The organism is Parabacteroides sp. AF48-14 (assembly GCF_003477465.1).
Classification (GTDB): domain Bacteria; phylum Bacteroidota; class Bacteroidia; order Bacteroidales; family Tannerellaceae; genus Parabacteroides; species Parabacteroides acidifaciens.
In genome coordinates this window covers 46,223-70,984 of sequence record NZ_QUDI01000017.1, presented here as the reverse complement: position 1 = coordinate 70,984, position 24,762 = coordinate 46,223, and the positions used below count along the sequence as shown (strand labels likewise).

At 44.8% G+C, this 24,762-nt stretch carries 21 protein-coding genes and 4 pseudogenes; 18 read left to right on the top strand and 7 right to left on the bottom strand.

From position 1 onward, the window contains the following. Positions 1-74 precede the first annotated feature (74 nt). Positions 75-776 (top strand): Crp/Fnr family transcriptional regulator, encoded by a 702-nt coding sequence (locus DW083_RS09810; protein ID WP_115499112.1) that lies wholly within the window; start codon positions 75-77, stop codon positions 774-776. Positions 777-869: 93 nt separating this feature from the next. Here DW083_RS09810 and kdsA read toward each other — a convergent pair whose 3' ends face one another. From kdsA to prmA, 7 genes and pseudogenes are all read right to left on the bottom strand, one after another. Next, complete coding sequence (gene kdsA, locus DW083_RS09805) at positions 870-1,670, bottom strand: 3-deoxy-8-phosphooctulonate synthase (protein ID WP_122332251.1); 801 nt, start codon at positions 1,668-1,670, stop codon at positions 870-872. 5 nt (positions 1,671-1,675) lie between these two features. Continuing rightward, positions 1,676-2,600: pseudogene (gene miaA, locus DW083_RS09800) on the bottom strand (tRNA (adenosine(37)-N6)-dimethylallyltransferase MiaA). Positions 2,601-2,670: 70 nt separating this feature from the next. Continuing rightward, on the bottom strand, positions 2,671-3,681 hold the full coding sequence (gene gap / locus DW083_RS09795) for a type I glyceraldehyde-3-phosphate dehydrogenase (RefSeq protein ID WP_115499080.1): 1,011 nt from the start codon (positions 3,679-3,681) through the stop codon (positions 2,671-2,673). Positions 3,682-3,881: 200 nt separating this feature from the next. After that, the gene (locus DW083_RS09790; protein ID WP_122332250.1) at positions 3,882-4,262 is read right to left on the bottom strand and encodes a hypothetical protein; all 381 of its coding nucleotides are present in this window, start codon (positions 4,260-4,262) and stop codon (positions 3,882-3,884) included. Further along, a complete protein-coding gene (locus DW083_RS09785; RefSeq protein WP_115499078.1) occupies positions 4,219-4,629 on the bottom strand; it encodes a phage holin family protein in 411 nt (136 codons plus the stop codon). Before DW083_RS09785 ends, DW083_RS09790 begins: the two co-directional genes overlap by 44 nt. A 6-nt stretch (positions 4,630-4,635) precedes the next feature. Further along, positions 4,636-4,857 carry a YtxH domain-containing protein gene (locus DW083_RS09780; RefSeq protein ID WP_115499077.1) on the bottom strand — a complete coding sequence of 74 codons (222 nt, stop codon included), beginning with the start codon at positions 4,855-4,857 and terminating at the stop codon, positions 4,636-4,638. Positions 4,858-4,947: 90 nt separating this feature from the next. Continuing rightward, positions 4,948-5,799, bottom strand: a complete 852-nt coding sequence (prmA, locus tag DW083_RS09775) for a 50S ribosomal protein L11 methyltransferase (protein WP_122332270.1) — start codon at positions 5,797-5,799, stop codon at positions 4,948-4,950. 150 nt (positions 5,800-5,949) lie between these two features. On the opposite strand from prmA, the gene DW083_RS09770 reads away from it, so the two are divergent. The 17 genes and pseudogenes from DW083_RS09770 (at position 5,950) to DW083_RS23595 (ending at position 24,707) form a co-directional block, all read left to right on the top strand. Next, complete coding sequence (locus tag DW083_RS09770) at positions 5,950-8,685, top strand: alpha-L-rhamnosidase (protein WP_122332249.1); 2,736 nt, start codon at positions 5,950-5,952, stop codon at positions 8,683-8,685. A 131-nt stretch (positions 8,686-8,816) separates the two neighbouring features. Beyond that, positions 8,817-9,134 carry a 50S ribosomal protein L21 gene (gene rplU, locus DW083_RS09765; protein ID WP_115499075.1) on the top strand — a complete coding sequence of 106 codons (318 nt, stop codon included), beginning with the start codon at positions 8,817-8,819 and terminating at the stop codon, positions 9,132-9,134. 22 nt (positions 9,135-9,156) lie between these two features. Continuing rightward, positions 9,157-9,423 carry a 50S ribosomal protein L27 gene (rpmA, locus tag DW083_RS09760; RefSeq protein ID WP_115499074.1) on the top strand — a complete coding sequence of 89 codons (267 nt, stop codon included), beginning with the start codon at positions 9,157-9,159 and terminating at the stop codon, positions 9,421-9,423. 916 nt (positions 9,424-10,339) lie between these two features. Then, positions 10,340-10,450, top strand: a pseudogene (locus tag DW083_RS23600) (Fic family protein); the annotation flags it as partial. Further along, positions 10,430-10,660, top strand: a complete 231-nt coding sequence (locus tag DW083_RS22715; RefSeq protein WP_370038965.1) for a transcriptional regulator — start codon at positions 10,430-10,432, stop codon at positions 10,658-10,660. The pseudogene DW083_RS23600 and the gene DW083_RS22715, both read left to right, overlap by 21 nt. A 55-nt stretch (positions 10,661-10,715) precedes the next feature. Beyond that, a complete protein-coding gene (locus DW083_RS09750) occupies positions 10,716-11,894 on the top strand; it encodes a 6-bladed beta-propeller (RefSeq protein ID WP_122332248.1) in 1,179 nt (392 codons plus the stop codon). A gap of 78 nt (positions 11,895-11,972) precedes the next feature. Beyond that, entirely contained in the window at positions 11,973-13,061 is a 1,089-nt protein-coding gene (locus DW083_RS09745; protein ID WP_122332247.1) for a YhcG family protein, read from the top strand. Next, entirely contained in the window at positions 13,058-13,594 is a 537-nt protein-coding gene (locus tag DW083_RS09740) for a C40 family peptidase (protein WP_122332246.1), read from the top strand. The genes DW083_RS09745 and DW083_RS09740 overlap by 4 nt, the downstream gene beginning before the upstream one ends. Before the next feature lie 104 nt (positions 13,595-13,698). After that, positions 13,699-14,974: pseudogene (gene serS, locus DW083_RS09735) on the top strand (serine--tRNA ligase). Positions 14,975-15,168: 194 nt separating this feature from the next. Further along, on the top strand, positions 15,169-15,690 hold the full coding sequence (locus tag DW083_RS09730; RefSeq protein ID WP_233547667.1) for an RNA polymerase sigma-70 factor: 522 nt from the start codon (positions 15,169-15,171) through the stop codon (positions 15,688-15,690). A gap of 73 nt (positions 15,691-15,763) precedes the next feature. Continuing rightward, on the top strand, positions 15,764-16,759 hold the full coding sequence (locus DW083_RS09725) for a FecR family protein (protein ID WP_122332245.1): 996 nt from the start codon (positions 15,764-15,766) through the stop codon (positions 16,757-16,759). A gap of 135 nt (positions 16,760-16,894) precedes the next feature. After that, the gene (locus DW083_RS09720) at positions 16,895-19,132 is read left to right on the top strand and encodes a SusC/RagA family TonB-linked outer membrane protein (RefSeq protein ID WP_122332244.1); all 2,238 of its coding nucleotides are present in this window, start codon (positions 16,895-16,897) and stop codon (positions 19,130-19,132) included. Continuing rightward, positions 19,129-20,214 carry a TonB-dependent receptor gene (locus DW083_RS09715; RefSeq protein ID WP_158582105.1) on the top strand — a complete coding sequence of 362 codons (1,086 nt, stop codon included), beginning with the start codon at positions 19,129-19,131 and terminating at the stop codon, positions 20,212-20,214. The genes DW083_RS09720 and DW083_RS09715 overlap by 4 nt, the downstream gene beginning before the upstream one ends. A 25-nt stretch (positions 20,215-20,239) precedes the next feature. Further along, positions 20,240-21,295, top strand: coding sequence for a RagB/SusD family nutrient uptake outer membrane protein (locus tag DW083_RS09710; protein ID WP_122332242.1), 1,056 nt, complete (start codon positions 20,240-20,242; stop codon positions 21,293-21,295). A gap of 8 nt (positions 21,296-21,303) precedes the next feature. Then, positions 21,304-21,732: pseudogene (locus tag DW083_RS09705) on the top strand (RagB/SusD family nutrient uptake outer membrane protein); the annotation flags it as partial. Positions 21,733-21,893: 161 nt separating this feature from the next. Continuing rightward, positions 21,894-22,694, top strand: a complete 801-nt coding sequence (locus tag DW083_RS09700; protein ID WP_122332240.1) for a polysaccharide deacetylase family protein — start codon at positions 21,894-21,896, stop codon at positions 22,692-22,694. A 27-nt stretch (positions 22,695-22,721) separates the two neighbouring features. After that, positions 22,722-24,707: a hypothetical protein gene (locus DW083_RS23595; RefSeq protein ID WP_122332239.1), complete on the top strand. Its 1,986-nt coding sequence runs from the start codon at positions 22,722-22,724 to the stop codon at positions 24,705-24,707. The last annotated feature ends 55 nt before the right edge of the window (positions 24,708-24,762 follow it).

The window sequence follows — 24,762 nt, the reverse complement described above, 5'->3', positions numbered from 1 at the left end:
ATCAGATTAAACATATTATGCTTTTAAAAGAAAAGTATTACATTTGTGCTTCACAAGTATGTTATATAGCAGTCGTGGTTAAACAACAAAAAGAAGAGGTCGATCTATCGGCCAGTTTGGCAGAAGTATGGAGAGTCCTGACCGAAAAGGAACGGGATGTGCTCCGTAATAATTCGACGATCCAGCATTTCAAACGTAATGAGTTGATATATTGCGAGGGCGACGAACCGAGGGATATGATGTGCTTATTAAAAGGCAAGGTGAAAATCTTTAAGGAAGGTGTAGGCGGTCGAAGCCAGATCATCCGGATGATTAAGCCTGTGCAGTACTTTGGTTACCGGGCAAATTTTGCTCAGGAAAACTATCTGACGAATGCTTCTGCTTTTGAGGCTTCGACAGTATGCCTGATTCCGATGACGATTGTTACTGACCTTTTAATGGGAAATGCGAATCTTGCAATGTTTTTTATCCGCCAACTTTCTCTCGATTTAGGAATCGCTGACGAACGTACGGTCAACCTTACCCAGAAACATATCCGGGGTCGTCTGGCAGAATCGTTGTTGTTCCTGAAAGATAGTTACGGCTTGGAAGAAGATGGGGCAACGTTGAGTATTTACCTGTCTCGTGAAGATTTGGCAAATCTCTCTAACATGACAACATCCAATGCTATCCGTACATTGTCTACATTTGTCGCTGAGCGTATTATCGCAATCGATGGTCGAAAGATCAAGCTGATAGACGAAGATAAGCTCAGAAAGATAAGTAAGATGGGATAATGGAATAAATTGAAGATTGAGAGTTGAAAATTGAAAATTAAAAGACTGAGAGGTCTCTGTAATAATTTTCAATTTTCAACTCTCAATTTTTAATTATAAAGCTTCCCTGATACGGACCAGCCGTGTCAGTAATCCTTCCAGTAAATCGAGTTGCAGCATATTAGCCCCGTCTGATTTGGCCTTGGATGGTTCCGGATGGGTTTCGATGAATAATCCGTCGGTTCCGACAGCAATGGCTGCTTTGGCTATTGTCTCAATCAGAGCCGGAAGTCCGCCTGTTACGCCGGAAGTCTGGTTCGGCTGCTGCAGGGAATGGGTTACATCCATGATAACCGGATACCCGAACTGCTGCATTTGAGGAATTCCCCGATAATCCACTACCAAGTCGGTATAACCGAATGTTGTGCCTCTTTCCGTAATCATAATATTGTTATTTCCGGCGTCGGCTACCTTTTGTACGGCAAACTTCATGGCTTCCGGTGAAAGGAATTGTCCTTTTTTGATATTGACGATCTTGCCTGTTTTGGCTGCAGCAACCAATAAGTCTGTCTGGCGGCAAAGGAAAGCCGGGATTTGCAGGACTTCGACATATTCGGCTGCCATTGCGGCTTCTGTCGTTTCATGGATATCTGTGACTGTCGGGATATCGAATGTCTCACTGACTTTGCGCAGTATCTTGAGCGCTTTCTCGTCTCCTATGCCGGTAAAGGAATCCAGGCGTGAACGGTTGGCTTTCCGGTATGATCCTTTGAATACATACGGGATGTTCAGTTTATTCGTGATGCCGACCACTTTTTCGGCAATGCGCAGTGCCATATCTTCTCCCTCTATCACGCAAGGGCCTGCCATCAGGAAGAAGTTATCGTTGTTTTTTAAATCGTTTATTGTTATCATAATCGTTATATGTTGTTTTGTCTCAATAACTCCAATGTCTTCTCGATCTTTTCCTCTGTCGGCAATGTTGCGTCTATCCAATGGATGGTGCTTCCCCGGCGTTCCATTCCGCGGAACCATGTCATTTGCCGTTTGGCGAATTGGTGGATGGCGATTTCCAATTGTGAAACCATTTCCTCATAAGACATTTCGCCTATTATATATAGTGTTAGGTATTTATATTCCAGTCCGTAATAAATCAGGTCTTCCGGCTTTACGCCCGAATCGATGATGCCGCGTACTTCATCTACCATCTTCATCCAGACGGGTGCGCAAGCGGCGGGAAATCTTTTCGCGCCGTAACTCGCGGTCAATGTCGATACCGATGATCAGGCTGTTGATCGGGTCGTATTCGTTTGCATCCGGAGCTTCGTTCCTGTAATATTCTTCAATCTCGATAGCGCGGATGGCGCGTTGGGCCGTATCTACGTCTGTCTTGTTGTGTAAAGTCTTATAGCTGGCAAGTATTTGTTCCAGTTCCGGGAGTGATTTGTCTTTTAATGACTCACGCAGTTCCGGGTTCTGGGGAACATCCAGCAGCTTATAACCTTTCAATACGGCTTCTATATACATTCCCGTACCTCCGCAGAGAACAGGCAGTTTCCCTTTCTCCCGGATTGATTCATAAGCCCGGAAGAAATCGTGCTGATATTCGAATACGTTATACTTGTATCCCGGATCGCATATGTCGATCAGGTGGTAAGGGATTGCTTTTCCGTTTACCGTATAATCGGCCAGGTCTTTCCCTGTCCCGATATCCATCGAACGGTAAATCTGTCTGGAGTCGGCGCTGATAATCTCCGTGTCCAGTCGGGCGGCGAGTGCGGCGGCAAATGTTGTCTTGCCGGAGGCTGTCGGCCCTAAAACAGTGATAAGTTGATAGGCATCCATAGTGGTACAAAGGTAGACAAAAAAAGCCGCAACCCGAAGGATGCGGCTTTTAAACTATATAATCTTATGATTATCCGTTTACAGATGCCATGTGAGCTACCAGGTCAAGAACCTTGTTAGAATAACCGATTTCGTTATCATACCAAGAAACAACCTTTACGAATGTATCTGTCAAAGCGATACCAGCTTTAGCATCGAAGATAGAAGTACGAGCGTCGCCCAGGAAGTCAGAAGAAACAACTGCATCTTCAGTGTAACCCAGGATACCTTTCAGTTCGCCTTCAGAAGCTTCCTTCATAGCTGCGCAGATTTCTGCGTAAGTAGCCGGCTTAGCCAAGTTAACTGTCAAGTCAACAACAGAAACGTCCAGAGTCGGAACACGCATTGACATACCAGTCAATTTGCCGTTCAAAGCCGGGATAACTTTACCTACAGCCTTAGCAGCACCTGTAGAAGAAGGGATGATGTTGCCAGAAGCAGCACGACCACCTCTCCAGTCCTTCATAGACGGACCGTCAACAGTCTTCTGAGTAGCAGTAGTTGAGTGAACAGTTGTCATCAAACCGTCTGTGATACCGAACTTGTCGTTCAGAACCTTAGCGATAGGAGCCAAACAGTTAGTAGTACAAGAAGCGTTAGAAACGAACTGAGTACCTTTAACATAAGTTTTTTCGTTTACACCGCAAACGAACATTGGAGTGTCGTCCTTAGAAGGAGCAGACATTACAACATATTTAGCGCCAGCTTCGATATGAGCCTGAGCTTTTTCTTTTGTCAGGAACAGACCTGTTGATTCAACAACATATTCTGCACCGATTGCATCCCATTTCAAATCAGCAGGATTTCTTTCTGCAGTTACACGGATAGCTTTACCGTTTACAATCAGTTTGCTGTTTTCAACGTCAGCTTCAATAGTTCCGTCGAACTGACCGTGCATAGTGTCATATTTCAGCATATATGCCAAGTAATCAACCGGGCAAAGGTCGTTAATACCTACGATCTGAATATCGCTTCTCTTCTGAGCAGCACGGAAAACGAAACGTCCGATACGGCCGAAACCGTTAATACCTACTTTAATCATTGTAATAAAACTTTTATGGGTTTATTAAAAATAATAATTTTATATCCGAATTAGCGTCTACAAGGAGTAGCACACGAGCTTGAAAAGTTTGTTGTATCTCATTCCTTGTTTTTAACGACTGCAAATTTAGTCATTTTTTTTATTGTTTGGGAAATAGAACGAGAAAAATATGCCCTCTAACATAAATTAATTGTTGAGGCTTATTTCTTTTTCTTAAAAAGTTTCTTTATTATCCATGTCTGGACCTTTTGTATCCCCCAAGCGGTTAGTAATGGGCGCGCAACGTCCCAAGCTACGGGTAGTAAACTCTGTGCAACAGAAAGATAATCGGAAAATCCCAACGACAGGGAGGGCACTTCCGAAACCGGTTGCACGGACTGGCTGTTTTCTGTTCCTTTGGATTTAGCTTTTGTGTTTGGGAATAAAAGAGCGGAGACACCCGAGAGTAGCAGGCTACCGGCATTCTCTTGTATGTATGAGAAATCGGTATTCAATTTCTGTTCCTGTAGCACGCATGCCTGTTGGATGCGGCGGCGGTCAGAAATCAGTTTCTCCAGCGGGGTCTGTTGCTGCTTGTTCATTGTCTGTCGCGTTTGTTTTATCGTCATTTGTTGTCAATGCAGAGATCACAACGTTCAATACCTTGTTGCTGATTCTGTCTTTGTTCATTATAATAATTCCGATCAGTATCAGATAGAGGATGGCGACCACGCCAAACCCCGAGCCGACCGACCCGAACAGGTCACCGAGGAAGAAACCTAAAGCCAGGAAGATGAACAGAATTGCAAAGAAAGCCAGAAACAACAAAATAACACCATACGAAAGGACAGCGATCACTTTCCCCGTCCTCTCGTATGTGTTTAATTTTAGGAGTTCGAGCTTCAACTCCACGTAAGCCGAAAGGTCATCTTTCAGCTCCCGGAAGATTTCTCCTGAGTCTTTCTCCATACAAACTTATTCTGCTACGATTTCTTCTGTAGTTTTTGCAACTTCGGCTTTACCCTCTTTGTATTTAGCAAGAGCAGAATTGAAGCCTTCTTTTACTTTTCCAACTACACCATTCAATTCTTCTAATAGTTGTTCTCTTTTATCTGTTGCTGCCAGATAACCAACTGCAGCGCCAACGGCTGCACCAACTACTAATCCCAGTAATAATTTAGAATCTACATTTTTCATAACTCTTTCTTTTTATAATGTTGCTACTAAGATAACGAATATACTTGAATGATAGTTTACTTCGGCCTTAACTTTTAGGGTTAATTAATGTTATGGTTTTTGAACTTTCACCGCAACCCAATTATTCTTCTCTGTGTGCGACAACAAGGTGAGTCCGTTGCGTTTGCATTCTTCCTCGATAGCAGGAATGTCCTGTGTATAGAAACCACTCATGAAGAGTAGCGCACCCGGTTTCATGCAGTCGTTGTAGTGGCGGATGTCATTCAGCAGGATATTCCGGTTGATATTGGCGAATACGATATCGAATTGTCCGGCAGTTGCGATCTGTTCGGCGCCGCCGAGCGCGACCTGTATGTCGTCTGTATTGTTGAGGCGGATGTTTTCGAGCGCATTGTTATAGGCCCATTCGTCAATATCGATGGCGACAACACGTCCGGCTCCTTTCATGCGGGCAAGGATGGCCAATACGGCTGTTCCGCATCCCATGTCGAGCAGTTCTTTCCCGGCCAGGTCCAGTTTGAGCATTTCGCTGATCATCAGGTAAGTCGTTTCGTGGTTGCCGGTTCCGAAAGCCATTTTCGGATCGATGATAATGTTATAGGTATAGCCCGGTTCGTGTTCGTGGAAAGAGGCGCGTATGATGCAGTCTTTGCCGATGCGGATCGGTTTGAAGTAATTCTTTTCCCACTCTTCGTTCCAGTCCTTGCTTTCCACCAAAGATTCGGTGTAATGGATCTCGACATTTTCCAGCGGGAAAGCGGCAAGTTTCTCCTGCAAGCTCTTTACATTATATAATTGATCGGAAATATACCCAAGCAGTCCGTTTTCGTTTTCGGTAAAACTTTCAAAACCGATTTCTCCCAGTTCGGCGGCCAGCACGTCGTTAATGATGGAAGTCTCGATAGGAGAGTCGTAGGTGAAAGTAAGTTCGTAATAATTCATATCTTTTTGTTTAACCTGTTTATACTGACAAATATAGTAATTATTATCAAAAACATAAGATATAAAATCATTTTTAGGAATGGAATAAGGCCTGAAATCTTTTTCTTTGACTGCAAAAGTCATGCTATTAACAGATTAAATCGCAACGATATGAAAAAGACAACACTATTGCTTTTGATCGCTTTGATTTTCGGTTGGGCGGGATGTACGTCCGATTCGACAGTAAAAGTAGAGAATCTCCGGTTGGAGATGAAAGAAAATCCATTAGGAATTAATGTGACGCAACCTCGCTTCTCCTGGCAAATCGTTTCCGATAGGCCGGATTTGGCACAAGTCTCTTATCAGATACAGGTGGCCGCATCTCCCGAACAGTTAGAATCAGGAGAAGGCCTTTTGTGGGATTCGGGCGTAGTCCGTTCGGATCAATCGGTGCTGGTTCCGTATGCAGGGAAAGCGCTCAAATCGGGAAAGCCTTATTTCTGGCGTGTAAAGTTAGCGACTAATCAAGGCGACAGTCCCTGGAGCGATGTCGGAAGCTGGTCGATGGCCCTGCTCGATGACTCGGAATGGAAAGCGACTTGGATCGGTGAGGATGCCCTTTCCAATCCGGGCGAAGAAATAGGAGTGGCCGGTGGAAACAATAAAACCCGTCTTGCCGCCCGTTACCTGCGTAAAGAGTTTACGGCAGACAAGGCGGTGAAGCGGGCTGTCCTGTATATCTCCGGTCTCGGCTCGCACGAGGCTTATCTGAACGGAAAGAAGGTGAGCGAAGATGTTTTTGCCCCGATGCCTTCCTTATATTATAAGCGTGTATATTATAATGTATATGATGTGACGGATTTACTGGCTGCCGATAAGAATACGCTGGGCGTGATATTGGGTAACGGCCGCTTCTTCTCCATGCGTAATCCGGGTATGAAAACGTTTGGTCTGCCCCGTTTGTTGGCACAGCTTCAGATTGAATATGCCGACGGGTCGCAGGCAACAGTTGTCAGCGATGCTTCCTGGAAAATCACTTCAAAAGGACCGATCGTTGCCAATAACGAGTTTGATGGCGAAGAATATGACGCCCGCTTAGAAATGGCAGGCTGGAACACGAATGGTTATGACGATGGCGCCTGGAAAACTCCCGACGTAATGGAAGTTCCGGCCGGAAAGCTGACGGCACAGCAGAATCCGAATATCCGGGTACAGGAAACCTTGAAACCGGTTGCCATCTTTGAACGTCCCGACGGCAAATATATCCTGGATATGGGACAAAATATGGTCGGTTGGTTGTCCATAAGCCTGAAAGGGAAAAAAGATCAACCTGTCTCTATGAAGTTTGCCGAACTGTTGCAGAAAGACGGTTCGCTCTACCTGGCAAACCTGCGTAAAGCATTGGTGACAGATACTTATACGCCAGCCGAAGACGGCGATTTCAGTTGGCAACCCCGTTTTGTCTATCATGGTTTCCGTTTTGTGGAAATCTCCGGGCTTGATTATAAACCCGAGCTGTCTGCTTTTACCGGCCATGTGATTTATGACCGGATGGCGACGACCGGACGTTTTGAGACATCCAATCCGTTGGTGAACCAGATACATCAGAACTCTTATTGGGGAATCCGCAGTAATTACCGGGGCATGCCGACCGATTGTCCGCAGCGTGACGAACGCCTCGGCTGGCTGGGCGATCGTGCGACGGGCGCTTATGGCGAAGCCTTTATCTTCGACAACTCCCGATTGTATAATAAATGGTTGCAGGATATCGAAGACTCCATGAGTCCGGAAGGCAGCATCTCGGATGTTTCTCCGAACTATTGGACGATTTATGCAGACGATGTGACCTGGCCGTCCGCCTTCTTCTATGTCGCCGATATGCTGTATCGCCAATATGGTGACGACAGTGCGATCCGCACGCATTATCCGGCCATGAAACGTTGGATGGCGCATATGGAAGCGACGACCATGCAGGATTATATCATGACGAAAGACCAGTATGGCGACTGGTGTATGCCTCCCGAATCACAAGAGCTGATCCATTCAAAGGACCCGGCTCGTAAGACAGACGGGGCGATTCTCAGTACGACTGTTTATTATGATTTGCTAAATAAGATGATCGGTTTTGCCCGTATCTGCGGACAGGAAGCCGATATCCCTGGATTCGAGTCGCTTGCCGCTAAGATGAAAGAAGCCTATAATGCTAAGTTCTTTGATAAAGAGACGGCGCAATATGGAAATAACACGGTGACAGCCAATATCCTGTCCTTGCGTCTCGGACTCGTGCCGGAAGGATACGAAGGCAAAGTGTTCAAAAATATAGTGGATAAGACGGAAGGCGACTTCGGCGGCCATGTCAGTACCGGAGTGTTGGGAATCCAGCATCTGATGCGCGGACTGACCGAATACGGACGTGTGGATATGGCTTATAAAATCCTGACAAACGAAACATATCCGAGTTGGGGCTACATGATCAGGAATGGCGCAACGACGATCTGGGAACTTTGGAACGGTGACACGGCAGATCCAGCCATGAACTCGGCCAACCATGTGATGCTGCTCGGCGACCTGCTCATCTGGTATTACGAAGACTTGGCCGGTATCAAATGCGCTCCTGATGCTGTCGGGTTTAAAAAGTTGGTGATGGAACCTGTGTTTCCCGACGGCCTGGACGAAGTCTCCGCTTCCTATCGGTCTGTTTACGGCGAGATCAAGAGCGCTTGGACAAAGAAGAACGGCGACTTTAGCTGGGATATCACATTGCCGGGCAACACGACGGCGATTGTCCGCATACCGAAAGAATACGTTGTGACGGTCGGTAATCTGCCGGGCGTACGGCGAGTTTCGGCGACGGAAGGATATACAGAGATCGAGATCGGTTCCGGAAGCTATCATTTTGGAAAATAGTTTCAAAAAGATTTGGATGATAAATTAAGAAACAGTAATTTTGCACACTGAATTCCGCAGAGGGTAAACAAGTGATGCTTAGATGTGTATCCACCCCCGGGACATAACCTGTTTAAATAGAAAAAAGACAGATGTACGTAATCGTAGAAATCAACGGACAGCAGTTCAAAGCTGAAGAAGGCAAGAAGTTGTTCGTTCATCACATTCAGAACGCAGAAAGCGGTGCTGTTGTGGAATTTGACAAAGTGTTGTTGGTTGACAACAATGGAGAAGTTAAAGTAGGTGTTCCTACTGTAGAAGGTGCAAAGGTAGTATGCGAAGTACTGTCTCCGCTGGTAAAAGGTGATAAAGTGCTGATCTTCCACAAGAAGAGAAGAAAAGGTTATCGTAAATTGAACGGTCACCGTCAGCAGTTCACTGAAGTGAATGTAAAAGAAATTGTTGCTTAACGTTTAAAGGAGAAAAGAAGAAATGGCACATAAGAAAGGTGTGGGTAGTTCTAAGAACGGCCGTGAATCACAAAGTAAGAGATTAGGTGTTAAGCTTTTCGGTGGCGAAGTAGCTAAAGCTGGTAACATTTTGGTTCGTCAGAGAGGAACTGTTCATCATCCGGGTGAAAACGTTGGTATCGGTAAGGACCACACGTTGTACGCATTGGTTGATGGCGTAGTTACTTTCCGCAGAGGTAAAGAAAACCGTTCTTTCGTTTCTGTAAAAGAAATCGTTGCAGAAGCATAAGTACCGGTATTATAGAATAAGAAAAAAGGATATTCGCTTGGCGGGTATCCTTTTTTTGTGTCTGATTATACGGTTTTATCTTTTGTATTCGATAAAATTAGCCTATTTTTATCGAGTATAAAAGATAAAACAGTTCTTTCTGTCCGGTGAATTATCCAGCATCAGCTAATATGTATGTTTTATGCGTTCGATAGCCCATGTTTTGGGTGATTTCGTTGGTGAGGAATTTATCTTTACGAGACCGGTCATATTGTTTATATTTGCCAGTTTTGAACCTTCTGCAAACCTGAATAATTTACAATAACCCCCATTTCTGACATTTTTCTATTTCGTCCAAAATCTTGATCGATTTTGGATTGACTCTTTTCACGGTTTAAGCTCCCCTTTCTGACAATAGGAAAAACGAGGTGCGCAGTCCATTCCGAAAAGCGTGCAATTTGATTGCCGAAAGACGGAAACACCGGCAAAGTGATAAACCTTAACTCCCGGAGAATCGAATATTTGAAAACAAAACGGACGGCGTTCCAAATATCTCAAGGAAATTCAGGTGCTTTTTTGCCTTAAAGACGGTCCTCTTTCCAATTACGACCGTCCAAATCTCCATTACGACCGTGCTAATCTTCGCGAGGTGCCGAGTGCACTACACATTGCACGCGTAATGGCAAAGAGGACGGTCATAATTGCTGGGAACACTCAAAAAAGGCGAAAAAGTCCCTTTTTGAGGTCAAAAAAGCGGATTAACATTTATTTTGTTTCAGATGTCTTTTGGACCTAAAAAATACGTTTTATACAATAACCCCCCCCCTGCGGTTGGGATGATACTTATTGTGTTATTACACTTAAACTTGTGTTGTTAGGTATGTAATCGAAAAAAATCCTATCTTTGTATAAACTGCAAATTAAAACTTGAAATGTAATGACTTACACACCTCCTTTCACCATCAGCGCAAAAGCGATCAACCTGATAGCTGAAATTGCGGCGCAGATTGAGCGTTATGCAATCCGTATGGAGCAAGGAGATGCTCTTATAAAAGATGTCGGTGTAAATGTCGGTGTAAACGAGGGTAAGATTCTTGCCTTGATTCATCTTAATAATCGTATTTCTGCAAAAATGTTGGCAGAACAGTTGGTTTTAAGTATGCGTCAGGTAGAACGTCTCATTACTGGATTGAAAAAGAAAGGATATCTTGTTCGTATGGGAAGTGCCAAAGGCGGATATTGGATCGTGAATAGGTAGATTACGGTATCTGTTGGGTGATATTGAGTAATATATATTTAAACGTTCTAACATTATGAAAACAAAAAAACTCCTTTTATTGGCAACATCCCTCTTTTTAATGGGGAGCCAGGTTGTAAGTTCCCAGTCAAAAACAGGAGACTTGCCAGTATTTGATTTCTCAAAAGATTATCCTCAGAAGAAGGTACGCCTTCAGGAAATTGCAGATATTGAATATGTTCCGTTGGAGACAACCGATGATATTTTGTTAGGCGGGTCATCGTCGCTCTCTGCTGTTACCGATAAATATATTCTTGTGCATGAATCTCGGTTGGGTGATATTTTTGTTTTCGATCGTAAGACAGGGAAACTTTATTCTCAGTTCAATCACACGGGGTCAAGCGGTATGGAATATTCATGGATTAAAAACGGTACGATTCTGGATGAAAAAGCAGGAGAAATATATGTATGCTCTCAATATATTCAGGTTTATTCGCTGAAAGGAGAATACAAGCGGACATTGAAGATTAATGGTACCGAGAATGGTATGAAGATTCTTAATTTTGATGATGAATCTTTACTTATTTACGATGATGTAGTTCTACAACCGGGTCGTGAAAAAGAGACTAAAAAAGATCCTTACCGCCTTGTTTCGAAGAAAGACGGCAGTCTGATTTCTGTATTGGATATCCATTTCTCTAAAAGATATTCAAATGCGATAGTGCAGAAAGATGGTAATATGTATAGACCTTTTAAATTCTATTATCTCCATAACATGCATTATGGATCAGATTTGATGATTATGGATATATCATCCGATACGTTGTATCAGCTATCTGCAAATAGAGAGTTGGTGCCTGTCTTAACCCGTAAACCATCGATTCATGCTTCCGAACCTCGGAATATATGGACGCCCTTTTTAACAACTGATAAATTTATACAGTTTGGAACGCTTCTTTTGGATTTTAATTCGAAAGGAGGAAAAATCCCTACATTTATGTATGACTTTAAAACCGGTGAAATAAGTAAGCTGTCTATCTTGGATGCTGAATTTGCAATTAAACCTTATGGTTTGGGAGAATGGGAAGTCGGATCGACCCCGTCTATCGCCAAAAATATGGCAGCCGAAATGATTCAGGCGTCGTCTATGATAGAGGCTTATCAAAAGAAAAGACTGGTAGGAAATGGGAATGAAGTTGCGAAGAAACTTGTTGAAGATGACAATCCGGTGGTGAGGATTCTTAAATTCAAATAACAGAAAGTTTGATGTGATTCACTATATTTGTACAATTATAATATGAGGCCGGATTTAAAAATATAGCTGTTTATTGATATGGAAGATTTGGTAAATACAAATAGAAAGCAATCGTTTCCTGATGACTATGATGTTTGGCGTAGAGATATTGAGCGATTGATAGAAACCTCAAAGTTACAAGCAGCAATTAATGTAAACGCAGAAATGCTTATGCTTTATTGGAAAATAGGGCATGATATTTTGGAGAAACAGCAGTTACAGGGATGGGGATCGCAAGTTATAGATCGATTGTCCAAGGATCTTACTCACCGCTTTGAGGGAGATAGAGGATATTCTGTTCGTAACCTTAAGTATATGCGAAGTTTTGCTGAAGCTTATCCTGATTTTCCAATTGTGCAAGTGCCGCTTGCACAATCGGGTGAAGGTAAATTAATGCAAGTGCCACTTGCACAAATTACTTGGTATCATCATATCTCATTGCTTACTAAGGTGAAAGATACGTCAGAAAGAGCTTTCTATATTTTAGAAACGGCTCGTAATGGATGGAGCCGGGATGTGATGCTTTTGCAAATAGCCAATGGTTATATCAATGCTAAAGGTAAGGCAATCAATAATTTCGATCATACATTGCCTCCTTATCAATCCGATTTGGCTCGTAGTGCATTTAAAGATCCTTATAATTTTAGTTTCTTAGGTACAATAGCTTTGCAGCGTGAGTTGGATATCGAAAAGAAGCTGGCTGAGAGAATTACTGATTTCTTACTCGAAATGGGGCGCGGATTCGCTTTTATCGGTCGTCAATATCATATTTCGATAGATGGGGATGATTACTATATCGATATTCTGATGTATCATTTGCAACTTCATTGTTATGTGGTTATAGAGTTAAAAGCCGTTGAGTTCATTCCTGAATTTGTCAGTAAGCTCAATTTTTACATTTCGGCGGTTGATGAATATGTTAAAACACAGCAAGATAATCCTACTATCGGACTTTTACTCTGTCGTTCAAAAAGTGATACCAAAGCTCGTTTTGCCTTGCGAGGCATTACTCAACCATTAGGCATTGCTCAGTATGAAACGGATAAATTATTTGCAGATGTCGCTTCGGTATTGCCGGAAATAGACAATATAGAAGAATTGGATGATAAAGACAAAGAAGAATCATGACACGTAGACACTTTATCACATCCTCTCTCGGAATGCTTCTTTTTATCCTGGCGCTTACTTCCTGCGGCGGTAGGAAGCAGCGGGTCGCGTTGCCTGCGGACTTTAAGGGGCCGAAGGAGCTTTCACGGTTGTATGGCGTCCGTTTGACTCCGGATGATAATATTTTCCTTTATAATGAAGGGGCGAGATGGTTGGGTGTTCCTCACCGGATGGGCGGAATGACAAAGAAAGGAGTGGACTGTTCCGGATTTGTAGCGATTGTATATCGCGAGGTGTATGGGAAGCAGTTGGCACGTTCGTCGGCCGATATGCTGAAACGTAACTGTAAGAAAGTCAGCCGGGCCAATTTGAAAGAAGGCGATCTGGTGTTTTTCCGGACAGGGAAAGGAAAGAAGAATGTGCCCAATCATGTCGGGATCTATCTGAAAAACGGAAAGTTTATCCATACCAGCACATCGAACGGCGTTGTCGTGAGCAGCCTGAGTGAACCTTATTATCTCCGGGCGTGGCTTACAGGCGGACGGGTGAGATAAATGTACACTTGTCGTCAATTTTGACTTTTAATTCTTAATTCTTAATTCTTAATTTAAGAACTCTATGTATATTTGCAGCTCAATTAAAAAAACATCATTAGAGTATGTTGACGCTTAAAGTAATTACGGAAGAAACAGACCGTGTGATTCAAGGTCTGGAAAAGAAACACTTTAAAGGTGCGAAGGAATGCATTGCAAAAGTGATCGAGCTGAATGATAAAAGACGTAGTGCACAAAATCAATTAGATAAGAACCTGGCAGAGGTGAACTCCGCTTCGAAAACCATCGGCATGCTGATGAAAGAAAGGTAAAAAGGAGGAGGCCGAGACTGCCAAGCAACGTGTTGCCGAGATCAAGGAAGCCAACAAGGCGATCCAGGCAGAAATGGATCAGGCGGCTGAAGATATGCAAAACCTGCTCTATACGATCCCGAATGTCCCCTATGATGAAGTGCCCGAAGGTGTTGGTGCTGATGATAACAAAGTGGAAAAGATGGGCGGAATGGAAACGGAGCTGCCGAAAGACGCGCTGCCCCACTGGGAATTGGCGAAGAAATATGACCTGATCGACTTCGACCTGGGTGTGAAGATCACAGGCGCCGGTTTTCCGGTCTATAAAGGACAGGGCGCCCAGTTGCAACGTGCGCTGATCAACTTCTTCCTCGATGAAGCCCGTAAATCAGGTTATATGGAAATCATGCCGCCGACAGTGGTAAACGCCGCTTCCGGTTATGGCACAGGCCAGTTGCCTGATAAAGAAGGTCAGATGTATCATTGCGAAGTGGACGATCTCTATCTGATCCCGACAGCCGAAGTTCCGGTAACCAATATCTACCGCGATGTGATCCTCGATGAGAAACAGTTGCCGATCAAGAATTGCGCCTATACGCAATGTTTCCGCCGCGAAGCCGGTTCTTATGGTAAAGACGTGCGCGGGTTGAACCGCCTGCACGAGTTCTCTAAAGTGGAACTTGTCCGTATCGACAAACCGGAACATTCCAAACAGTCCCACCAGGAAATGCTGGATCATGTGGAAGGCTTGCTCCAGAAGTTGGAACTTCCGTATCGTATCCTGCGTCTTTGTGGTGGCGATATGAGCTTTACGGCTGCCCTCTGTTTTGATTTCGAAGTCTATTCGGAAGCACAGAAACGTTGGCTGGAAGTCAGCTCCGTATCGAACTTCGATAATTACCAGGCAAACCGTCTGAAATGTCGTTATCGTGACGAAAACAAAAAGACACAGCTTTGCCATACGTTGAATGGTAGCGCATTAGCCCTGCCGCGTATTGTTGCTGCTTTGTTGGAAAACAACCAGACACCGGAAGGAATCCGTATTCCGAAAGCATTGATTCCGTACACTGGCTTTGACATGATTAAGTAAAAAGGCTTTTTATAAAGTGCGAACGGATGAGTCGCACTGATGAAGACGGGATAAAAGTAAAAAATACTTTTATTCCGTTTTTCTTTTGGTTAATTCTTATTGATATCTAATCGGATTTATATAAGTTTGCGTCTTGAACTTTGAATTGGAATATGGTCGAGAGTAATGCCGGAAAAATACAAGATGACATGTTTATGGTCAGATTAATCAGGGCAGGGGATCAGCAAGCCTTTGAGTATCTGTTCAAAACGTATTTTGTCCCTCTTTGCCGTTTTGTCCGTATCTATGTAAAAGATAATGGAGTCGCAGAAGAGTTGGCACTCGATGTTTTTACTTCTGTTTGGGAGAAACGGGAGAATCTGGACATCAAATTAACTTTGAAATCTTATCTTTTCCAAGCGGCCCGCAACAGGGCTATGAATTATTTGAGAGATAACGATCGTTTTGTAGCCGTATCCGACTGGTCGTTACTCGAACGTTTTGAGATAGACGACTCCCTGGAGTTGAAAGAGTTGGAACGTCTGATTGCCGAAGCCGTTTGTTCCCTTCCCGACAGATGTCGCGAAATATTCCTGAAAAGCCGTACCGAACATCTTTCCAATAAAGAGATTGCCGAGAGATTAGATGTCTCCGTTAAAAATGTGGAGGCGCAAATCACGAAGGCGTTAAAGCTGATAAAGGCGTATTTGGGAGACTCTTATACTTATTTCTGGTAAAAAGATTTAATTTTTTTTGATTTTAGAGTAGGGTTCTCTCTCTTTGATGTGTCATACATAAAAGGAAAAGTGTATGACGGACAAAATAATTCCCTGGGATTTAATTATTTCTCATCTGAAGCAGGAAACAGATAAGAAAGAGGAAGCTGCCCTGAATGAATGGAGAAATTCGGACGGGAATGAATCTTTGTTCATGGAGCTGGAGTCACTTTGGAGGGAGGTACAGGCCGAAGCCGGGGAATATGATCCGGACGTGTCATACTACTGGAAACGGATGGAAGCCCGTATGCAGGTGAAACGGAAAGTCTATACGATTCCGGTTTTGAAATACCGGATTGCAATGGTTGCCGCCTCTTTATTACTTGTCCTGTCTGTATCAATTTCTTTTTTTGCCGGCCGGATAACGGGAAGGCCGGAAGTTGCCTCGCAGACCTATTCGGCTTTGAATGGAAAATCGCAGATGGTCTTGCCGGATGGCAGTTCTGTGTGGTTGAATATCGGTTCCACACTTTCCTATAAAACTTCTTTTACGGGAAAGCGTGAGGTCTGGCTGGAAGGGGAAGCTCTGTTTGATGTTAAGAAAGACCGGGAGCATCAGTTTACAGTCCGGACGGAAGATTTCAGCGTAAATGTCTACGGGACCCGCTTCAATGTAAAGGCATATCCTGATAGTCCGGACTTGAGGGTTGCTTTATTGGAAGGAAGGATTTCCTTGCAGAAGGGGAAAGAAGAAACGTATATGAAGCCGGGAGAACTGGCTATGATTGATAGAAAAGCAGATAGAATCCGGGTGAATCCGGCAGATGTACATTTTGAGTCATGCTGGGCAAACAAGTCCTGCTCGTTCGAAGCCAAGCCGCTGGATTATATCTGTAAGTATCTGGAACGTTGGTATAGTATAAGTATTGACCTGGATCCTGCCATTGCTCAAACGAGTTATACTTTTACCATAACGGATGAGCCGCTTGAAACAATTCTGCAGATTATGTCGCGGATTAATCCGATACAATACTCTTTCGAGGAGGATAAACATGTAATTATATCGGAAGTCAAACCATTAAAAAGATAATGCCTATGAAGTAATACGAATTGAATGACACAAATAAGGCACGGAACGAAATCCATGCCTTACGCGGAGTTAATCTCCAACAAGAAAACAACGTGAGTTCATCTCTGATTTGGTCGTCTGATACTGAACTCATTAATGTTAACTTTAAATTCACGCAAAGATATGAATAATATAAAGATGTTATCGAAAAAAAGGATATCTTTTCTGTCCTTTATTTTTCTGCTGTTAGTCTCATCCTATGTGCACGCCGATAATGCAAACGAGAAAATAACAGTGTCTTTTTCTAAAATCCCTTTATCGGAAGCAATCAAAAAAATAGAATCGGTCAGTGGTTATACCTTCTTTTATGATGTGGATAAAACTGATCTGAAACAGGAAGTCAGCCTTCGGGTAAACAACCAGGAGATTGAAATGGCCGTAGACCGTATGTTGAAGCCGACCAATCTGCAATTCGAAATCAATAATCGTCAAATCGTCCTGATGCCTAAACAGGTTCGGCAAGCAGGGCTGGTACAAAATGTGCGTGGCCGTGTGGTCGATGAAAACAGCGAGCCTGTTATCGGAGCTAATGTTTCGGTTAAAGGTACGGTAAACGGTACTATTACGGATGCGGAAGGACGTTTTAACTTGTCAAATGTACCGGCTAATGCGATCTTGCAGATTTCATATATTGGAATGGAATCGCAGGAAATAGCCTTGAAAGGCAATACGGCAATCAATGTCGTGTTGAAAGAAGATGCCGTCGCCCTGTCTGATGTCGTGATTGTAGGCTACGGTGTGACGAAGAAAGCAGACCTTACCGGTGCCGTATCTTCCGTTTCCCTCGACGATGTTTCCCGCCAGCCTGTACTTCGAATAGAAGAGGCATTGCGCGGTAAAGCGCCGGGTGTCCAGATCACGCAGACTAACGGTGCGCCCGGTTCCAATATGAGGATCCGTATTCGTGGTACGAACTCAGTAAACGGCAGCAACGATCCGCTTTATGTTGTGGACGGTTTCCTGGGAGCCGATTATTCAATGCTTAATCCGAACGATATCGAATCGATTACGATATTGAAAGATGCTTCGGCCACTTCCATGTACGGATCGCAGGGTTCGAACGGGGTTGTTTTGATAACAACAAAGTCAGCTAAAGAAGGCGAAATGAAGGTCGAATATAATGGTTTTGTCAGCTTCGATCAACCTTTCCGTAAGTTGGATGTGCTGGATGCAACCCAATATAGGAGAGTCTTTAATGAACGGTTGGTGGCACTTGGCAACAATCCTTATTATTCTGAGGCGGAATTAGCTGCTACGGGGAAAGGAATCAACTGGCAGGATGAAGTGTTGCGTTCGGCTGTTTCTCAAAACCATCAGTTGGCGATTAGCGGCGGACAGAGTAAAATCAAATACTATCTTTCTGCCTCTTATGTGAACCAGGAAGGTGTTGTAGAGAATTCTTTCCATAAGAAATATGGTTTTACCGGCAATATTACTTCCAAGGTGAGGGATAACTTTGATGTCGTGTTTAACCTGAATGGCAATTATTACGAGTCTAAGAATCTGAACACGGCTACTTACAATGGTCATCCGGTGAGCGCTGCCCTGCTGTATCCGCCAGATGAACGGATCTTTGATGATAATGGTAAATATGAAACTCCAGGAGGGCTTTATGGAAATGTCGGAACCAATCCCGTTTGGCTGCTGCATAACGGAGATGAAGACGGATATGGCTTTAAGGTGTTGGCAAATTTGCAATTGAACTGGACGATTATCGACGGATTGAAACTTTCCGTAAGCGGTGGTGCCAACTTGATATCTACCAAAAGCACGTCATTGGATTTGAATAACAAAAATGCATCCGTGACAACTGCTATTGCACAAGCTTATGACGGAATGGTTGTCTCTTACCAGAATACGAACCAGTTGGCATACAGTAAAACGTTTAATGGCATTCATAAATTGGATGCAACGTTGGTCTATGAGCAACAGAAATATATCAATCGTCAATTAGGTGCATATGTGACCGGCTTTTCGACAATAGCTTTAGGAGTGAACAATTTAGGGTTGGGTTCTAACCAGACAGCTTCCAGCGGTTATACGGAATGGTCGTTACAGTCTTATCTGGGACGTGTCAACTATACTTTGATGGATCGTTATTTGTTTACGGCTTCCATGCGTATAGACGGTTCTTCCAAATTTACTAAAGGGAATAAATACGGATATTTTCCTTCCGGTGCAGTGGCTTGGAGACTTTCGGACGAGCCGTTCATCAAGGATTTGAATATTTTCCGGAATTTGAAGTTACGCGGAAGTTACGGGCATGTCGGGAGCCAGGCTATCAACCGTATGCAACCTTGCAGAAAATGTCGAGCGGAAATGGCCAAGGGATGAATTATCATTTTGATAATACATCGACTTCGATTGGTGTTGCTCCGTCTACGCCTGCCAATCAGGACTTGAAATGGGAGACGACGCAACAGACGAATGTCGGTCTGGACTTTGCCGTATTGAATGGACGGTTGAGCGGTGCGGTGGATTATTATTACAAAAAGACTGTCGACTTGTTGTTTAATGTCTCTGTTCCGGATTATCTGTACGGAGGTTCGGTTTTGAAGAATGTCGGTTCCATGCGGAATAAAGGATGGGAGTTTATGCTGACAGGCGTTCTGGCCGATAGTAAGGATTGGTTTGTCGAGACAAGCGCTACTCTTAGTTTGAACCGCAATAAGGTGTTGAATATGGGTGAAGAAGAAGAGATATTCGTAAATTCGAGCTATGGCTCTCGTGTTTATACCGGATATTCGGTCTTGCACGTAGGTGAACCGATCGGACAAATGTACGGATTGCAGTATCTGGGTACCTGGAAAAGCAGTGAAGCGGCGGAAGCGGCTAAATACGGAGCTGTTCCGGGTGATAGCAAATATGCCGACCTGAACGGCGATAACACGATCAATGGGGAAGACATGTCGGTGATCGGCCATGCACTGCCCAAGTTTACCTATTCCTGGAATACGACTGTTTCCTATAAGAACTGGGATTTGAATGTCCTTTTCAATGGAGTACAGGGAAATGATATCTGGAATTTTACGCGTGCAACTATGAATACAGCCTATGTTCCTACCGACGTAGCCGTATTGGATCGCTGGAGCCCGACAAATGAAAATTCGAATTACCCGGAATTCAGCAACTCAAACAGGAATGAAACGCAATCGGATCGCTGGCTCGAGAATGGCAGTTATTTACGTTTAAGTAACCTGACTTTGGGCTATACTTTCAATCAGTTGAAAAGAAATACATTCGTACAGGAAGCAAAATTGTATGTAAGCGCGCAGAATCTGTTTACGATTACGAAATATTCCGGATATAACCCGGAATCCAATATGAGCGGAAACAGTGATACTGCTTTCGGGTATGACGCTTCCGGTTATCCGGCTGTCCGTTCGTTTATGGTCGGTGTCAAGTTTGCATTTTAATAAATCAACTTTAAATTATTGAGATATGAATACATTAAAATATATAGTTTCATCTATTCTCGGAGGCGCTTGCTTCTTGGGGTTGTTTGGCGGTTGCCAGAGTTTGGATGAGAATCCTGCGGGAACGTTGGTTGCCGATTCTTATTTCTCTACGGAAGAGGATTTGGATGCAGCACTGACGGGAGTTTATGCACAGTTGGCTTCCAACCGTTGGGGCGGATTGGGGCATACGAATATTTGGGTTCCTCTGATGGGGGCGGACGATTTGACTTCGCAAGCTGGTAAACCGGATTATGTACAGTTCGATACCTTTAACCCTTCGTCTACGAATGACGGTTTGAAAGCTGCTTCGTGGACAGCTCCTTTCAGGGTTGTTTTCGCAGCCAATAATCTGTTGAATAATGTCGATAATATGACCATTGCTGAATCTGCAAAGACGAAGGCTAAGTCGGAAGCGCGGTTCTTGCGTGCCTGGTCTTATTTCTGGATGGTTCGTGTTTTTGGTGAAATACCATTGCAATTGGATAACACAATGAATTATAATTTGCCTAAGTCTCCGATCAAAGAGGTCTATACGCAGATTATAGAGGATTTGCAGTATGCGATCGATAATCTCCCAGACGAATTGCCGGCCAGTGTCGGACGTCCGTGTAAGATGTCGGCCAAAGGTGTATTGGCACAGGTCTATCTGATGATGGCAGGTTATCCGCTGAACGAAACGGATAAATATGCCTTGGCTGCTAAGGAAGCGAAGGATGTGATCGACAGCGGTCTTTTCTATTTATTGGAGAATTTCGCTGATTTATGGAAATGGGATTCGGACGGAAACCCTGAAATCCTGTGGGCTATTATCTTCTGTAATTTTAATGATTGCGGAAATCAGAATATGAATACGTTCACGGGCCTGAATACACAGCCGAGCGAGGAAAATGGATGGGACCAGGTGTTTTGCGAGATTGGTTTCTTTAACCGTTTCCCGGAAGGACCGCGTAAGGATGCAACTTACCTGACACTCTTCACAAGCCGTACGATGGTGCGCAAACGCCTTGGCAGGAAAGTACTTTCAAGCATCCGTTCTTAGCTAAATATCGCGACGGGATGGTTCCGAACGAACCGAACTACAGCGGTAGTGACCATATGGGTGGCCGCGACCTGAACTACCTGCGTTTCGCTGAAATCCTGCTGATTTATGCCGAGGCGCAGGCAATGGCTGACGGGGCTCCGAATGCGATGGCATACGATTGCGTGAATAAGGTACGCCGTCGTGCCGGACTGGAAGATTTGCCGGCAGGCTTGAACCAGACAGCTTTCCGGAATGCCGTGATCGACGAGAAGGGATGGGAATTCTGTGGCGAATACTGCCGTTGGTTCGATCTTGTCCGCACGGAGAAAGTCGAGGAGATGAATCAATATAAAGATGCCGACGACCTGAAACCGCAAGGTTCGATCGACAAGAGCAAATATTTTGCTCCGATTCCTTATACGGAAGTCTTGCTGAACCCAGCTCTGGGTGATTGATAAAAAGAAAAAGGCTGTCGGGATTCCTAAAAATCAGTTGCAGCTTTGCAACGAGTTTTTTGAAGTTCCGGCAGCTTTTTTACGTTAAAAGATGCTTTCCGGATAACTCATTCGGATAAACCTATTACATTTAGGGAGAAATTCCTGTAAATATTACAATTATGAATAAAACGGTTTTAATTCTCTTACTCGTTTGCCTGTCCGTTTGCGGTGCACAGGCACAGATTTCCTGGCCGGACGGTAAAAAAGCTGCCATAGTATTGACCTACGACGACGGGCTGAAATCCCAGCGCGATATCGTGATGCCCCAACTGGAAGCGAAAGGTTTCCGGGGAACCTTCTTCCTTTATGGCCAGGTCGTGAAAGACAGCGACGTCCCCGAATGGCGCGAAGCTGCCCGGCGCGGACACGAATTGGGCAACCACAGCCTTTTTCACCCCTGTCTGGCCGGAACTGTTGAAACATCATCTTCTTCACTCTGCCGCTCCCTCGAATGCTATTCGGTGAAAGACATGCTGACGGAGATCGGGATGATGAACAGTTTTCTCTATGCCATTGACGGGAAAAAGGAACATGCCTATGCCTATCCTTGCGGACAAAGCGTAGCCGGGGGAGAGGATTATTCCCGGCCTTTGCTGGACTCCGGACTGGTCAAGTATTGCCGTGGAGCTGCCGGACGGCATGTGGTGGAAGATGCGAAGACGCTGAATTTTGCCTTGATCCCGACTCTTCCCGCCTTGACCGGATGCAAGGCTGACGACCTGATCAAATATGTACAGGATGCACTCGACAAACACGGACTCGGCATCATCGTCTTTCATGGCGTTGGCGGCGATTATCTGACGGTCGATGCGGCTGAACACCAGAAGTTAGTGGACTTCCTGGCTGCCCATTCCGATGAAATCTGGGTCGGAACATTCTCTGATGTGCTCGATTATGTAGCTGAACAGGCTAAGAAATAGAAATCAATTTTATATTTGAAAAAACCAATGTATATACGAATATTCCTGATAATTGTCTCTTTATTGTTCCCTGCTGTCCGTTCCGGTCTCAGGGCACAGGCCTCTATTATAAAGATAACGGAAGATATGGTGACGGATGAATCCGGCTCGGGCGACTATATGTCATGGTTCGATGAGCAGGATATGAGTAAAAAACCGATTACCAGGTGGATCACTTCCGGCAATGTGAATTGCTGGCCGGCCGGGTTGGTGATCGATTTGAAACGGATGTACCGCATCGACGCCGTTTATGTGTTCGACGCTCCGAAGTCTTATCGTGTGGAAGGCGGCTATCTGAAAGTTTCGGGCGGGCGTCCTTTCGAATGGTGCGACTCGGTCAGGCAACCCCTCCGCAATGGCGGGAAGTGGGTGAAGATCGCTTGTCCGATGCAAACTCGCTATATCCAGTTGCAGAAGAATGCAACCGTCATGTGTAATCTCGACGGGCAATACCCGGAGAATTGCGACCTGGCCATCAATGAGATTCTGATAGAAGGCGAGCCGCTCGGTGATCTCGAACCTGTGGCCAAGCCTGCCGGAAAGCGTCCCGAACCTTGTCCGATGGATCTTTTCATCGGTATGAATTCCTATATCAATACCCCGGATAAGGCACACGAAGCGGTAGGTTGTGTCCGCGAATACCGGCCTTGGGGTTGGAATGGCGTGACGGATCTCCAAACCCCTATTTCATGGGCGACTTTGCGGGATGGCAACAGTGATGATTATTACAGGAAACTGAAAGACATGGGTGTCGATTGCGTCCCCTGCATACACCGCCATGTGGATGCGAAAAACCAGGCCGAGCGCATCCCAGATTTCGGAGGTGATCCCGCTAATCCCGAGACATACCGTGTCATGGCCGATTATTCTTTTCAATATGTCGCACGCTATGGTTCCCGGAAGATACCCGACCGCTTGTTGCGTACCACAGAAGCCGCCCCGAAGAAAAGCGGACTCGGCTTGATCCGGTATTTTGAGAACTGGAACGAAGGAAACCGTGAATGGGGCGATCCCGGGGAGCATTTCAATCCTTATGTGTTTTCCGCCTTTTGCAGTGCCTCCTACGACGGCCATTTAGGAACAATGGGCGAGGGCTTCGGGGTAAAGCAGGCCGATCCGGATATGAAGTATGTATTCGGCGGCTTGGTCGGTTTGTCCCTTAGTTATATCCAGGCCATGAAGCTGTGGTCGGATTACTACCGCAACGGTTCTTTTCCTGCCGATGTCATCAATGTGCATCATTACTGTAACACACGTGGCAAGCAGCATCCGAAAGAAACAGCCTACGGGATCAGTCCGGAGGAAGACGGGTTGAAGGAAAAACTGGAAAAGTTAGTGAAGTGGCGGAATGCCAACCTGCCGGACAAAGAGATCTGGCTCACCGAATTTGGTTGGGACACCGATCCGAACACTTACCAGTCCGCAGCCAAAGGCCATAAGCTTTATCCGGGCGGAATCACCATGAACGAGATACAGGGGCAGTGGCTTGTCAGAGCTTACCTTGCCGGTTCGGCTGCCGGGCTGGACCGCATGATGATGTTTCTGGCCAACGACATAAAAGGCTATACCCTGGGGGTGTACGGAAGTTGCGGATTCTTTACGGTGGATGGCGAATACAAACCATCCTGGTATTACGTCAAAACAATGAAAACAGCTCTTTCCGGTATGGTGTTCGATGCCGAATGTGCATCGGGTAATAAGGATATTTGTGTGTATCGCTATAAAGACCGGAACACCGGAAAGCTGGCATATGCCTCTGGTGTCCGACCAGCGACGGGACACGCAAAGACCGCTACCGGCTTCGCCTTGATTATCCTTCTGCCAAAGAGGCTGTACAGGTTTCTTTGGAGGATAAGAAAGAATTTGGTGAGAAACGAACGCTTTCCGTCAAAGCCGGCAAGGTGGAAGTCGATGTCAGTGAGCGCCCCGTCTTTATCCTTGTTGATCGGCCGGAGGAGGACGCTTCTCATGTAAAGGTGGACACTTCCGGAGATTTTATCACCTATGTTTCCCCGTATTATGCCCTTTC

Bases quoted from the DNA above. Each gene is read 5' to 3' on its own strand.
- kdsA (WP_122332251.1), bottom strand. From the start codon at position 1,670: ATGATAACAATAAACGATTTAAAAAACAACGATAACTTCTTCCTGATG.
- gap (WP_115499080.1), bottom strand. From the start codon at position 3,681: ATGATTAAAGTAGGTATTAACGGTTTCGGCCGTATCGGACGTTTCGTT.
- DW083_RS09790 (WP_122332250.1), bottom strand. From the start codon at position 4,262: ATGAACAAGCAGCAACAGACCCCGCTGGAGAAACTGATTTCTGACCGC.
- DW083_RS09785 (WP_115499078.1), bottom strand. From the start codon at position 4,629: ATGGAGAAAGACTCAGGAGAAATCTTCCGGGAGCTGAAAGATGACCTT.
- DW083_RS09780 (WP_115499077.1), bottom strand. From the start codon at position 4,857: ATGAAAAATGTAGATTCTAAATTATTACTGGGATTAGTAGTTGGTGCA.
- prmA (WP_122332270.1), bottom strand. From the start codon at position 5,799: ATGAATTATTACGAACTTACTTTCACCTACGACTCTCCTATCGAGACT.
- DW083_RS09770 (WP_122332249.1), top strand. From the start codon at position 5,950: ATGAAAAAGACAACACTATTGCTTTTGATCGCTTTGATTTTCGGTTGG.
- rplU (WP_115499075.1), top strand. From the start codon at position 8,817: ATGTACGTAATCGTAGAAATCAACGGACAGCAGTTCAAAGCTGAAGAA.
- rpmA (WP_115499074.1), top strand. From the start codon at position 9,157: ATGGCACATAAGAAAGGTGTGGGTAGTTCTAAGAACGGCCGTGAATCA.
- DW083_RS22715 (WP_370038965.1), top strand. From the start codon at position 10,430: ATGGAGCAAGGAGATGCTCTTATAAAAGATGTCGGTGTAAATGTCGGT.
- DW083_RS09750 (WP_122332248.1), top strand. From the start codon at position 10,716: ATGAAAACAAAAAAACTCCTTTTATTGGCAACATCCCTCTTTTTAATG.
- DW083_RS09745 (WP_122332247.1), top strand. From the start codon at position 11,973: ATGGAAGATTTGGTAAATACAAATAGAAAGCAATCGTTTCCTGATGAC.
- DW083_RS09740 (WP_122332246.1), top strand. From the start codon at position 13,058: ATGACACGTAGACACTTTATCACATCCTCTCTCGGAATGCTTCTTTTT.
- DW083_RS09730 (WP_233547667.1), top strand. From the start codon at position 15,169: ATGGTCAGATTAATCAGGGCAGGGGATCAGCAAGCCTTTGAGTATCTG.
- DW083_RS09725 (WP_122332245.1), top strand. From the start codon at position 15,764: ATGACGGACAAAATAATTCCCTGGGATTTAATTATTTCTCATCTGAAG.
- DW083_RS09720 (WP_122332244.1), top strand. From the start codon at position 16,895: ATGTTAACTTTAAATTCACGCAAAGATATGAATAATATAAAGATGTTA.
- DW083_RS09715 (WP_158582105.1), top strand. From the start codon at position 19,129: ATGAATTATCATTTTGATAATACATCGACTTCGATTGGTGTTGCTCCG.
- DW083_RS09710 (WP_122332242.1), top strand. From the start codon at position 20,240: ATGAATACATTAAAATATATAGTTTCATCTATTCTCGGAGGCGCTTGC.
- DW083_RS09700 (WP_122332240.1), top strand. From the start codon at position 21,894: ATGAATAAAACGGTTTTAATTCTCTTACTCGTTTGCCTGTCCGTTTGC.
- DW083_RS23595 (WP_122332239.1), top strand. From the start codon at position 22,722: ATGTATATACGAATATTCCTGATAATTGTCTCTTTATTGTTCCCTGCT.